The organism is Nocardia sp. NPDC055321, assembly GCF_053645575.1.
This window is the reverse complement of sequence record NZ_JBSHMS010000038.1, coordinates 17590-30426: the sequence shown is the minus strand read 5'-3', so window position 1 is coordinate 30426 and position 12837 is coordinate 17590. Positions and strand designations below refer to the sequence as shown.

The window sequence follows — 12837 nt, the reverse complement described above, 5'->3', positions numbered from 1 at the left end:
GCGCGGGCTCGCTGACATCGGCCCGACTCGGCGGGTGATCCTGGGGCGCGGGCGGAGTCCCGCGTCGCGGCGGGTGGTGACAGCGGTGACGGTGTCGGACTCAGCCGAACGAATTGTGAGAATTCGTGGTCTCAGTTCGTTCGAGCACATCATGACAGAAACACCGCCGCGGTCCGCCCCGATTCGTCGTTTCCACCGAGCTACGCCGAATCGGCTGCACGGTCGGCGATCTCGGCGAACGAGGTGATCTCCTCGATCGGAATGCGGACCACGACCGTCTCGGGTCCGCTGTTGCGCACCGCGTACTCCCGGGCGCGGGCTTCGCCCACGTACCGGACTGCCAGGCGCCGGGCCCAGTACCGCACGTCGCCGGGGTCGTCCGAGGTCGTGGCGCGCCCGCGCAGCAGAACGAAGGAGAATGGGGGCCGGTCGTTGTCCACCGAGATCACCGCACGTGGGTCGCGTGCGAGGTTGCGGGCCTTGACCGAGCCCTTCCGGGTGTGGAAGACGAGGTCGTCGCCGTCGAGGTCGAACCACACCGGGGCCACGTGCGGGCCGCCGTCGGCGCTCACGGTGGCGAGTTTGCCGGTGCGAGTGCCGGTGGAGACGAACGCTCGCCATTGGTCGTCGGTCATGGTCGGCATGAGCAAATGGTCCTTTCCGATGTGCTTCGGCGCGAGGGGCTTTCGTAACGGTGGGCACAGGCGAGCGCGTGCCGACGCCTGCCGTCGGTGTGATCGGGTACACGGGCCGCGATCCACATCCGATCGGCGCTGAACTGCACCGATCGATCACGTTCGGACGATATCGGCACCCACCTGTCGGGGGCCTCACCTCAAACGGGCGAACCCACACACTGGACGCCGCGCCGGCATGTCGTGATGTGCGCCGACTGAGTCTCTTCGGCTGGTGTGCGTGCCGTGACCGGCTGGTTCGGCCAGTGAAACCGCTTGCGAGTTAACCGTGTTCGCGCGACCTGATCGCTGTTTCGCCCCGATGAGGTGATGACCGCATGCCGACACCGCGGGCAGCCTGATTCACGAGATACGACCCGCAGATCCGGTCATATCTCCGCAGAGGAAAGCACGTCGATGTGCGGCCTTCGCATGTTCAGGCTGCCTGATTCATCGGGTCAACGATTGAAAAGGGGTCAGAGTATGAGTTTCGGAATCGCCACCGCAAGGACAGTGTCGGTATCGCTGGTCGTACCGGCGATCGTCACGGTATCAGCGCTACTGGCAGGGGCCGGTTCACCCGTCGCGTCGGCAGCCGCCGCCCCGGCATCGATCACGACCACCTCGCTCCTGCCATTGCCGCGGGCTTCGATCGAGGCGGTGATCGACTCGCTCCCGCAGACGGCCGGGCGCCGGAACCCCGCCGCGGAGCCTCGAGCGGCCACCACCGATTCCTCGGATCGGGACAGCGTCGCCGGTGTCACCCCGGTGAGCAACCCGGGACCCAATTCCGACCGGATGGCCGAACTGGCCATTCAGCGCGGCGTGGAAATCGGTTTCAAGGGCGGCCTTTTCGGCGGTTTCGTCGGCATGGGTGTGGGATGTGTGGTCGGGTTGCCGTTCTTTCTCATCGGGTGCCCGATCGGAATGGTGATCGGCTCGGTTCTCGGCGCCACCATCGGCGGCTTCCTCGGTGCCGCATACGGAGGCGGGTTGGGTATGGCCGATGGCTCCGGGCTGTTGCCCTTCATCGGAAGCCAGGTCGAACAGGCCGCTCCCGCCCCCGACGCGGTCCGCGAATCCGCGGCTCCTGCGCCCGACGTCGTTCGGGAATCGGCAGCCGCCGCCCTCGACATGCCTGAGCGAATCGCTTCACCTGCTCCCGGCGATGCGCAGCAACGTGATGCCGCGGTTGCGGCACCGGTGTCCGCTGTGATCGACAGTGTGGTCGGCACGGTCGATTCCACCGTCGCGGGTTTCGCGGCGCAGGTCCCGGCGTTCGTGCCGGCCACGGCGGTGTCGCAGGTCAATGATGTGGTGTATCAGGGTCTGCAGGCGGTGAACCAATTGGCCGACCAGCTCGTCCTGCCGACCTCCACGCGCTGAGAACACGTGCCGAACATCGACTGCCTCCGCCAGCATCTGTTGGCGGAGGCAGCGCGCTACTCTGCGTTCTCCGCGACCCTGATGAACTCGCGGTGGATCTTCTGTTCGGTGACTTCGTAGAGTTGGAGCAGGCGTCGGATGTTGCTTTTGTCCGGTTCGAAGTAGCCGAGTTCGAACAGGCGGATGTCGGAGGTTTCCCAGCCGAGGACATCGCTCGCCTTCTCCGAGGACAGGCCCTGGAGTTGGCGCAGGTGCTTGGCGTATTCGCCCGGGGCGCTGCTCATCACGGTCGGTTTCTTGCCGGTGTCGGATTTTCTGGCCGGTTCGACGCCGGGTCGCGTGCCCACCGCGTTCGGTTCGATGGAGTAGGCCTTGAGCGATTGACTCATGTCGCTGAGCGCGCGGGTGAGGCGTCCGGCCAGCCGGTGCTGGCCGGGCTCCATCAGTTCGGCGGCCACCTGATACCCGCGTGGAACGTCATGGCTTCCAGCCTGTCTGTGTGGGGGTCGCCGCGGTGGCGATGCGCGTCGCGACCTGTGCGGGTTTCAGATCGGTGGTGTCGATGATGTGGGCCTCTTGGCGGTGCCAGGAGCGGGCGTCTTCGTAGTCGTCGAGGTGTTCGAGACGCCAGGCGGAGTTGGGCATGGTGGGGTCGGTCTCGATGCGGCGCAGCAGTTCGCGGCGTTCGGCGTGCAGGACGAAATGCTGTAGCGGGATGCTGGCGGTTTCGAGTCCTGCACGGATCTCTTGCCAGTATTGGTGGACCAGAACCGATTGCGGGATGACCAGGGTTCCGCCGACGTAGTCGAGGATCTGGGTTGCCGCGGCGACGACCAGTACGCGCCAGGGCTGCCAGTCCTGGAAGTCGCGGACGGTCTCGGTGGACAGGACGTGGCGGAGCATGACCCCGACTTCCTCGGTGTCGAAGACGCGCGATCCGGGCAAGAGCGTGGTCAATTCCTTTGCTGTGGTGGTCTTTCCGGCTCCGAAGGTTCCGTTCAACCAGATGATCATGGACCTCAGCGTATTCGCCGGGCGACGCCCGGGCGTGGTGCTGCGACGGCGGCTGAGGTAGGTGCGGACCATGCTGTAGCTGATACCCGGTCGCGCCGTGCCCGGGGACGAGTCGGTTGTAGAGGCTCTGGATCGTTCCGTGGGGAGCGATCCCGTCACGGAGGTGCTGGGCGAGGGATTCCTCGAGGGGCGGGGAGGTAGGCATCCAGGCGTAAGGGCCGCAGTGGATACTGCTTGCGGGGTTGGGGCCATGCCGATTTCAGTGCTTGATGGACGGTCCGTTCGCTGACTCCGTGCCGCGCCCCACGCGGGATCGGGAGGCAGGCCGGTCAGCACCTCCACCACGTGCCGTTCCCACCAACCTGGCTGTGCCACCACGTGATCGGGCAGCCGGTCCAAGCACCGCAGCAGCGAACCGGCTGTCGTGGAAATGTCACCGGCTTCTCGTCATGAAGAATGTCAGCAGCCACGATGGCTGGATGATGCGAAAGGGGAGACCGCTGTTCCGCTGACCCGTGCCGTGTGCTGGGAGAGGCATGCGGGGTCCGGTGCCGGCTCGTAGCAGGTCTTCGCACGGCTGGCGATTCCGGTTGTCAAGTGCGGGCGGGTCATGCTGGGACCAGCGCCATGTCATCGGTCAATCCCCACGGCCGACCCAGGAGCTGTTCTGAGCAGTGTTCTGAGACATATCGGGGTGGTGAGTGGACGTGAGGAAAGGGCGAGGTCTGTGCACCGCTGCTAACAGCGCAAACGCGCCCCGGTGCCGGAGTTCGTCGGCACACGCGCAACGCGGCCGAGGGGTCTGTGGAACCCGATCGGAAGACGGCTGGTCGAAGGGCGTGCCACAGGGGTAGGGTCGGTTGCCCTCTCTCGCCGACCAGGCGAATGGAAACTCGTAGGCAGCTTCCAGTATCCTTGTAACAGCAGAAGCATGTTGTCGGAGGCCCGCTCTCGCCGACAGGCGAATGGAAACTCCTTCACGAAGCCGTCATTGAACTTCAGCGTGAAGTCGGGGATCCGCTCGTGCCGACAGGCGAATGAAACTCTGTCGAGTGGCGAGGATGAATGTCGGGAGGACCCAGTGTGCCCCAGGCAGTCCCAATTGTTTGAAGGGGATACGTAGCTCGACTTTGTCGGCGATTGGATGGTGGTGGCACCATCAATGATGGCGGCTGGTTTCTGAGCGTTAGCCTGTGAGGCTCGATCTCACCGTTTGGGGCGTACGACGGAGGTGAGGTATGGGTATGGTCGCGGCATCTCGCGTATCAGCGGGTCTCAAGCCGTCTACTCCATTCTGCTCGAGATCAACTCCGGCCCCGTCGTCGGCGGACTCACACCACGCCACCCGTATGCCACCATCGACCGCCTCGCCGAGACCGTTCTCGACCGCACAGACCGAGCCCTCGCCAGCAACAGTTGGTGACCTGAGACAGTCGGCGAACTTGGCTCCATCGCCCTTGCCCTGAGAATTCGACGCGATCCTCAGTTCGCCGGGGAGTAATGAGTGGACTGTGGCAACCTTCGAGGTCTGTCCAACTCGCTGACCAGCGCAGATAACCCGATCTGGAGGTGTCCCCAGGTTCTGGGGGATGGCTGGAAGGAGGTCTGTGCAGTGACGGCACAACGCCGCAGGTCACAGGAGGTGTCAAACGGGTACGGTCAGCAGCTCGGACTCGCCGAAAGTCGAATGGAAACGGCCAGATCGTTCAGGGCCGTGTCTTTCCCTGCGGCGCTCGGCCTTCGCTCGCAGCCAGTCCAGTGCGTAGGACGTATCCGGAGGCATGTTGCCGGGTCGAGTACCGTCTCCTGTGTTTTACTAGTGAGAATGGGAATTCTCACTAATAAAACCGAAAGGTGGCCGGTCGAGACATGATTTCCTCCGAGAACGCTCGAATGTGTCGCGACGTATCTGTCATTCGCCTGGTCAGCGTTGACCAGAACATCTCACACGAAGATGATGGCCCCGGCGCCACCTCGTCGCCGCCGATCCACATGTCGTTTTCCGTACAGCTAGCTGCTTATGTCACAGTGACGGAAGTCGAGGATATGCCGACCCGTCCAATCATCGAAGTATCTCACGCCCACACGGCGGGTGCACGGTGACCGACGCCGAGGACATCACATCATCCGAACTCGTCCGGCTGCCGACGGTCACCGAACTCGTGCTCGATCTGGCCGGCCGCGGCACCGATCATCGCGACTGGCGCCTCGAACTCGCCGCGGCCCCGGCCGACACCCAGGCACGGATCCGCGCGGCATTGGTCGACAGCCGCGCCACCAGCACCGTCCGCAGCTACCGCACTGCCTGGACCCAGTTCGAGACCTGGTGCCGGGCCAAGGATCTCATCGCCCTGCCCGCGAGCGCGGTCACCGTCGCCGACTACCTGCTCACCAGCGCCGAGCAACGCCACGACCTGCCCGGCGACCCCCGGGACGGCACCCGTGTCTACGCCCGCGCCACCCTGGCCCGTTGGGTCGCGGCGATCAACTGGATCCACGCCACCGGCGGGTATCTCAAACCCGGCGAACACGAACTGGTCAAGATCGCCCTCGCGGCCATCACCCGCGTCTACGCCCGCGAGCAGGCCCGCCCACAACGCAAACGGGTAGCGTTGCTCCAACGCGACATCGTCACCGTGCTCGGTGCGACCCGGACCGCCGGCCAGATGAGCTGGCAGGCCTCGGTCGCCGAACGACGCGACGCGCTCCTGCTGCTACTGGGCTGGCCCGGCGGATTCCGCCGCGGCGAACTGACCTCACTGCGAGTCGGTGACCTCGTTCGTGACCGCGAAGACGGACTCCACGTCACGATCGCGGTGTCCAAGACCGACCAGGCAGGCCACGGCAACCTCAAAGCCTTCCCCTACGCGCACGACCACCGGCTCTGCACCCCGTGCGCGTTCGTACGATGGATGCACGTGCTCGCCGCACACGAGTCCGGGCGGACCCCGCGCCAACGCCGTTCCGCGATCATCCGCGCGATCGCCGACACCCACGCCTTCGACGACCACCTCTGCCGCGGTACCCTGCCCAGCGTGCCTGCCCGGTCGGCGCTGTTCCGGCGAATCCTCAAGGGCGGCAACCTCGGCGACGCGGCCCTGAGTGACCAGAGCGTCAACCTGATCCTGCGGGACCGCGCCCGCGTCGCGGGCCTGGACGAGGCGGTCATCGCCCTGCTCGGCGGCCATTCGCTGCGCGCGGGATTCGTCACCCAGAGCCTGCGCAACGGCAAGAGCCTCGACGAGATCATGAAGCAGACCGGGCACCGCGACCCGAAAACCGTGATCGGATACGCCCGCGACCGAGATCCCTTGTCCCGCAATGCAGTCAACGACATCTGGGGACCCGGCACCACCACGACCGACCGGCCCGAACACTGACACAGGTCCGCTCACCACTCTCGATCAACCGGACCCGCGCTGCTGCCCCGGCGAGACCGACAGCGGCCAAAGCGACGGCACAACTGAGAATGCGTCCGGAAACGACAACTACATCGCGACAGACCGCCGCGCCTTTGTCGAATTCGAGATGTCGTTTCCCAGGTCACCTGTGACAACTCGATGGATCGTGGACGGTTCGGCGCCGAAAGTCGCAGCGGTGTCGATCACCGAATGGCATGCGGGACAAATGATGACGAAGTCGGCCACTTGGTCGACGAACGTGGCATCGAGCCCGATATGGAAGCCGCAACCGCACTCGGCGACTTCGAGTTCGTAGAGGGCGGATACTGCGCTGGCGATCCATTTCGCCGAGTTCAGGGCGTCCGTGCGGGCCGGTGTGCGAGGTATTGACATGGGAGACCTTTCGTTGAGCAGGCCCTGTTTGGATGGTGCCTGCTGGTGCGAGCGCAATCCACACTGTCGAACCGCCACCGGCTCGTTGCAGCCGCAGCGATAGTTGAACCTGACAACACCGCAGGTCGCCGGGGGTCACCGGCCGGCGCGAAGCCTCATCGATCTGGGCTGACGAGCTCCCGGAAGGATCCGAGCTGTCCACCAGATCAGAGCCGCGAACCACGACCAAAGTCGGCAGAAGACTGCGCCCGCCAAGTAGCAGGCTCGCGAACTGCAGCCTCGGCGCCACGCGCTGTCCGGGCGACCAGGCCGCCAGCGGGGACCACCGCGGCGTACTGCCGGCGCACCGCGCCTACCACCTCGAGCACTACGAGGAGCACCCGAGGTTGCCGATCGGATGCGGTCGGCAAACAGGCTGTGGGACAGCGACTTCCGGCCAGGCGCATCGATCACCGAGGTTTGCAACAACGGTCAAGTCCGATGACACGATCTCGGTCGACTTCGATTTCAGTACTTGGCAGAAAGGGATTTCTGGTGGCGGTCATCGACCATGCCTTCAACAACTACGACTCTCGACTACAACGGGTACTCCGGGGCACAGCTCACGCGATTCCGTATTTGCTCGCCATCAACGTTCTGGTGCACATCCCGCTCTATTTCGGGTACGAGAGTGTGCCTTTGGCGCTGATCGGGGTCGGCCTGACCGTGCTGGCTGCTGCGGGTCCCCCCGTCCATCACGAACTCGCACGTCTGTGCATTCGCTGCATGGAAGATGTGCCCCCGGACGCGGCCAGGCAGGCTCAGCGATACAGGTGGTTCCTTCGCTTCGATCATTGGTCGGACAAGCTCCGGACGATCATCGCGTTCGCGCTGGTCATGACGGTCGGAGTGATCTTCTACAGCTGGTTGCCGGTAGCGATCGCGGTCGACTCGTTCCTCACGCTGACGATGTTCTCGATGTGGATACATCATCGTCTCCGGCCATGGTGCCCGTACTGCACGCCGTGGGACGAGGGCGGCCAGCATGAAGCGATTCCCGACCCAGTCGAGTGAGCGGCCGGAAAGACATCGCGCCCTCCTCACTCCCCCGATCTCGGACCGGCGCGGAGCCGACCGACGGAAGTGAATGCGTAGGCCCCAGAGATTCCGTTCAGGTCGTACAAGCACCTCTGTCGGCTGCAGCGCCGGCTCTCGCTGCGATGCCCGTACTTGACTCTCACGCACACAACCCGCTGGTGACCGCGAACGGCTCGGCCGCCACACCCGCCTCATCCCGTCTCGGCGGCCGACGCGCCGCCAACCCGAACACGAGTTCAGGACAACCGCTCATGCCTCGACACCTCATCCATCTCGCCGACGACCTCGCTGCCCGCCTGGGACCCGACTGGGCGAGCGAACGTCAACAGCCCAACCGCGACTACCCCAACGGATACGTCCGCATCCACCACCTGGACCGCTCGACTGCCCTGCATGTGGCCATCGCGCCCGGCCACAACGGAACCGAATCCATCACCGTCACCGGAGCGCTCGGCTGGGGACCCATCCTCGTCGAGACCGAGCACACGGTGGTCGTGGACGCGGACGCCTCTCCCGATGTCGTAGCCGCACGAGTGAACGCAGCACTCACCGGCGGCCATGCACCGTTCGTGCTCGCGGCGCTGGACGCCTATGTGAGCGCGATCAGTCGATCGTTGGGCGAGCCCTGGCATGTTCGCTCCGGCCCGGTCACCGACCGGTCGCCGTACGGCGACGCCTGGCTGTACAACCTCGACACCCGCGCGTTGCTGCACGTCGTGCCGAGTCGAGATGCGCGAGACACACTCTCGCTCACAGTCACTGGGATGTTCGGGTACGGTCTCCGCGTCCCCGCGGCGATGCCCGTCGACCCGGCCTTGGTTCGCGTTCTCCCCCTCACGCAACCGCCCTCCCACGCCGCGATCGACATCGTCGTCGGGCTGACCGGATCCGGCACCGTCTACAGCACGGCACTGGCTGCCGCCCTTGCAACGTGCTGACCGTCGTGAGCGCTGGTACCGACGCACGTGCCTCGGTACCAGCGCCGTCACAGTGATCACCTCACCGATACACGCTATTCGGAGGGGTTCGACAGGGGGTGCATGCGGCTGCTGGGTCCACGCGCCGACAAAACCTGCAGCGACCGGATCGGCGCGGTTGGCCGGAACCAACTGGCTCACAACACCCTTCATGTCACCTTTCCAGCGTGTCGACAAGGCCAGCGACGATGCCGGCCAGACGCACCAGCCAACTTGCTTGCTGCACGAGCGATCCCAGCTCCTCGTGGCCGCTGACCTGCAACGCCAGCCCAACCGCTTCCAGACACACGCTCACCTGCCGCGAGTGACGAAAGCGTGGCCGTGAAGCCCGCGCCGGGGGCGCTGGCTCCCCCGCCGACTGTCCGGTTCCTCCTCGTTCGCTGTCCTGTTCCGACACTGTCGTCCTTCCCGATCATGGTGGATATCAACACAATCGAGACTGCGGTCAGCGAACCGTCCTGGCACTGCCCATGCGGGGCACCTATCGACTGCACATACTGCATACTCATCCCAGCCGACTGAGCAGCCCAGGACTACTACCCTCATCTCATGCCTGAGCTGGTGTTGCCAGATTCCGCTCGTGTACTCGTCACCATCGCCCTTCGATGCTCCGACCGCATACAGCTCGTCCTCGCGGCCGCTGCGCACTTGGACCGTTACGACACGATCGACACGGTGGTGGTCCCCGGTTGGAGCACGCTCGCGCTGCTCATGGTCGCTGCCCAACAGCCGCAGAACGCCGGCCCGCTCACCGTGAACGACATCGCGGCGATCCATGCCGGCACCCGCCCGCGCGCGTCGCTGCACGACCGCTTTCGGCACCGCCAGAGCAAACTTCGCGCCTACTTCACCCGCGGGGAACCGCTCACAGAACACCTAGCCGACGAGCTGACGCGTGGAGTCGGCCTCGAGAACGAACCGCACCTGAGACAACTGCTCACCGCCCCCCGGCCCGCGCTCGATCCTCTACCTCGCGCCGCGATCGCCCTCGCGATCCGCGCCGAGCTCCGCGGCCCCGAACTCGACCAGCAGATCCATACCGCGCTCCTGGCTGCCTACGATGCGGTCGATACCGCCCCGATCTACTACCCGCCCCAGCTCACACCTACCGCGCTCGCGGGATCGATGAGCATCACCCAGCTCCAGCCAGACTGGCTCACACAGCATCCCGGCAATTCACCGCAGACCGAGCTGTACGCGGACATCGTTCGCGCCGACGGAACTCCAGCGGTGCGGACCCTCACCGAGGCCCACCGCGCTGTCCTGCTCGGCAACCCCGGCAGCGGAAAATCCACGATCCTGACCGCGCTCGCCACGCACCGCGCCCGCTCCGAACGTCGCGGGCCCACACTCGCGCTCACACTGCCCGATCTCGCCGCGGCACTGAGGACACAGCGAGCCACCTCGATCACACACGCAGCCGAACTCATCGCCGACTGCGGATCGGGCAGATGGTTCGCGCACGGTCCCGGTGTGGGACCGCACTCCTCGGATGCCCGCGCACAGGCCATCGCTTCGATGATCGTGAAGAACCCACACACGTTGCTCGCACTCGACAGTTGGGACGAGGTGTACGAGCCAGCGGACCGGGAGAACATTCGCGGCCTGCTGAAGCTGCTCGACCCGATCCCGGGACGGATCGTGCTCACCTCACGGATCACCGGCTACGACCGGCCCCTGCACCAGCAAGTGGAGTACCTGACCGACGAGCTCGACACCGCCCAAGCCGACGCGTTCTTCGCAGCCTGGTTCACCCACCACCCCGGCGCCGGACTCGAGCGAGTCGCCACCGCACGCCGTACCTCCCAGGAAGTGCGGGACCTGGTCGCGATCCCGGTCATGGCTGGTCTGGTCGCCTTCGTCGCCCAGGACGAGGCCGTTCCCACCCGCACACACATCCTGTACAAGCGGTACATCACCCGCTTCCTGGAACGACGATGGAAACCCGCGGCGCAGCAACGCCGCGACCCGATTCGTATCGCCGAACTCGAAACCACCGCCACCGACATCGCCTGGGGCATGGCGACCATGACCGGGACGCGCAGCCCGCTCGGTCAGTGGCACGACACCAACACCGTCGACCAACTCCTGAACCACACCCCAGATCACCACCGCCCACACCTGTCCGAACTCCTACACGCCGACGGACTGCTGACCCTGCACGGGAGCCCCAACCCCCAACTCAGCCCCCTCGAGCACCACTACCGCTGGCTACACCGCACCATCCACGAGCACCTCGCCGGACGTCATCTGGCCGACCTCATGACCCGCGACGCAACCGCCGCGACAGCGCTCGCTCGGACCGCCGTCCTGCGACCGGAATGGCTCACCACGCTCCAACACGCCATAGGACAACTGGCCCCCGACCACCAAGACGTTCTGCTCGCCGACCTTGAAGACTTCGCGGCCGCCGGCGACCCCGACAACTACCTACGCAACACCATCGACACAGCCCTGCTCCCACACGCCGATCCAACGATCCCGACAGCCGAGCACAGAGTCCTGGCCGCTCTCGCCAACGCCAACTACTTCTTGGCCCATCAGATCGACCCCGCCACGACAGTCGACCACATCTTCCGCGGTCCGCGCGGGTCGGTGCAGTGGGAAGAGCACACCCTCCTTGCGAAACGACTGGACCCATTCGACCTGAAAAGCGCAACAATTCTCGAATACATAGCGAGGGAGGTGCCTGCAAATTTTCAGGTAGTCGTAGACTCGCTCGAAACACTGTCGTTGGCGCGCCCCGACCTGGTCGAGACGATTATCGTAGATCGGGTTGTGAGCGATGATCTCATATATCGAGATTTCCGGAATTTCAGGGAGGAATCCGTTGCCCGCCTGCTCGATAAGCTGCGTGAGGCAAAGCTGGTTGTCCAGAACAACATCGTGTCCAATCTGACCAATTTCGAACCAGGCCATCGCATGGACCGAGTACGCCGCGTCGTATCTGCACCGGTGCTGGAGTTGTTCGAGCGGATGCACATCACAGCGACCGACCCGGAAGGTTTTCTCGAGAACGGGGGAGAATTGCCTCCCCTGACAACGCTCGCCTCACTCTTATTGGGCAACCAGGGGCCCGAATTCGCCCTCGCGGCAGGACGATTTGCACCAGGAACTCAACTCGATGACGCCAGCCCGTGGGCATTACTGGGACATGCCTTCGGAAGCGAGTCCAGAGCGATCAGTTCGCAGGATCGCCCCCTGAAACCCCCACCAGGTCGATGGGATCTTCAGCGTGCCATTCGGGCCATTACCGCTCTTCGCGGCCAGTTGCATCGGCCTGCCACCGACCCCGGTCCGCTGATCGAAGCCAATCACGCACTCCGATGGCTCGACAACAACCCCTGCCCGGAAATCATCCCGATCGCTGTCGAATTATACGAAGCCAATGACGATCGATATTGGACCTACTCCTTTGAGGTCAGTAAAATGAACACAATAGAACTGCTACGCAGTCCTGGCCATGCGATTTCTACGAAGATGACATGGGATATCTACTGGGATGCAGCCAAGGAGTTCATCCCAAAGGTTGGATGGTCGCCAATATTGGGATTGAGAACCATCGGCGGCCATGATGATGATCGAAGGTCTGTAGTTCTCGACATTGCTACACACATCGCGACAACTGGAACCACTCCCGAAGGGCATTTGATTCCTTTCGCGTGGAAAGAAAAGGTGGATGTCGCAACGCTTCTTGCCCTCGCGTCCGCCGCGCCTAACCGCAGCAGTCGGCGCCTGCTCGTCGAGCAGGCCATGCTTTATTCTGCGGCCAAACACAGAGAAGAGCTCTGGCCGCGCCTCACCGAACTCTGGAACCGGTGACATCCCGTAGCCCTGCAACACACCGAAAGCGTGACAGCGAAGCCTACCGCGGCGGCGGCACCCGACGCGGATTGCTCGCTTCCGACCTTCGAA

General features: G+C 64.6%; 12 protein-coding genes. 6 read left to right on the top strand and 6 right to left on the bottom strand.

From position 1 onward, the window contains the following. Positions 1 to 200: 200 nt before the first annotated feature. Complete coding sequence (locus tag ACWIGI_RS37605; protein ID WP_454208359.1) at positions 201 to 644, bottom strand: PPOX class F420-dependent oxidoreductase; 444 nt, start codon at positions 642 to 644, stop codon at positions 201 to 203. Positions 645 to 1150: 506 nt separating this feature from the next. After that, positions 1151 to 1450, bottom strand: a complete 300-nt coding sequence (locus ACWIGI_RS37600) for a hypothetical protein (protein WP_454208358.1) — start codon at positions 1448 to 1450, stop codon at positions 1151 to 1153. Between the two features lie 22 nt (positions 1451 to 1472). Here ACWIGI_RS37600 and ACWIGI_RS37595 point away from each other — a divergent pair, with 22 nt between their 5' ends. Then, positions 1473 to 2060, top strand: coding sequence for a hypothetical protein (locus tag ACWIGI_RS37595; protein ID WP_454208357.1), 588 nt, complete (start codon positions 1473 to 1475; stop codon positions 2058 to 2060). Between the two features lie 56 nt (positions 2061 to 2116). Here ACWIGI_RS37595 and ACWIGI_RS37590 read toward each other — a convergent pair whose 3' ends face one another. Together ACWIGI_RS37590 and ACWIGI_RS37585 are read right to left on the bottom strand one after the other, a co-directional pair. Further along, positions 2117 to 2518 (bottom strand): hypothetical protein, encoded by a 402-nt coding sequence (locus ACWIGI_RS37590; protein ID WP_454208356.1) that lies wholly within the window; start codon positions 2516 to 2518, stop codon positions 2117 to 2119. A gap of 19 nt (positions 2519 to 2537) precedes the next feature. Continuing rightward, positions 2538 to 3074, bottom strand: coding sequence for an ATP-binding protein (locus tag ACWIGI_RS37585; RefSeq protein ID WP_454208355.1), 537 nt, complete (start codon positions 3072 to 3074; stop codon positions 2538 to 2540). Positions 3075 to 4943: 1869 nt separating this feature from the next. On the opposite strand from ACWIGI_RS37585, the gene ACWIGI_RS37580 reads away from it, so the two are divergent. Both ACWIGI_RS37580 and ACWIGI_RS37575 read left to right on the top strand, forming a co-directional pair. Continuing rightward, on the top strand, positions 4944 to 5177 hold the full coding sequence (locus ACWIGI_RS37580) for a hypothetical protein (protein ID WP_454208354.1): 234 nt from the start codon (positions 4944 to 4946) through the stop codon (positions 5175 to 5177). After that, positions 5174 to 6454 carry an integrase gene (locus ACWIGI_RS37575; RefSeq protein WP_454208353.1) on the top strand — a complete coding sequence of 427 codons (1281 nt, stop codon included), beginning with the start codon at positions 5174 to 5176 and terminating at the stop codon, positions 6452 to 6454. The genes ACWIGI_RS37580 and ACWIGI_RS37575 overlap by 4 nt, the downstream gene beginning before the upstream one ends. A 108-nt stretch (positions 6455 to 6562) precedes the next feature. On the opposite strand, the gene ACWIGI_RS37570 is transcribed toward ACWIGI_RS37575, so the two are convergent. Beyond that, complete coding sequence (locus tag ACWIGI_RS37570) at positions 6563 to 6925, bottom strand: hypothetical protein (RefSeq protein ID WP_454208352.1); 363 nt, start codon at positions 6923 to 6925, stop codon at positions 6563 to 6565. Positions 6926 to 7402: 477 nt separating this feature from the next. Here ACWIGI_RS37570 and ACWIGI_RS37565 point away from each other — a divergent pair, with 477 nt between their 5' ends. Both ACWIGI_RS37565 and ACWIGI_RS37560 read left to right on the top strand, forming a co-directional pair. Continuing rightward, entirely contained in the window at positions 7403 to 7921 is a 519-nt protein-coding gene (locus ACWIGI_RS37565; RefSeq protein ID WP_454208351.1) for a hypothetical protein, read from the top strand. 275 nt (positions 7922 to 8196) lie between these two features. Next, positions 8197 to 8883, top strand: a complete 687-nt coding sequence (locus tag ACWIGI_RS37560; RefSeq protein ID WP_454208350.1) for a hypothetical protein — start codon at positions 8197 to 8199, stop codon at positions 8881 to 8883. 193 nt (positions 8884 to 9076) lie between these two features. On the opposite strand, the gene ACWIGI_RS37555 is transcribed toward ACWIGI_RS37560, so the two are convergent. Next, a complete protein-coding gene (locus ACWIGI_RS37555) occupies positions 9077 to 9217 on the bottom strand; it encodes a hypothetical protein (protein ID WP_454208349.1) in 141 nt (46 codons plus the stop codon). A gap of 254 nt (positions 9218 to 9471) precedes the next feature. Here ACWIGI_RS37555 and ACWIGI_RS37550 point away from each other — a divergent pair, with 254 nt between their 5' ends. Then, the gene (locus ACWIGI_RS37550; protein WP_454208347.1) at positions 9472 to 12744 is read left to right on the top strand and encodes an NACHT domain-containing protein; all 3273 of its coding nucleotides are present in this window, start codon (positions 9472 to 9474) and stop codon (positions 12742 to 12744) included. The last annotated feature ends 93 nt before the right edge of the window (positions 12745 to 12837 follow it).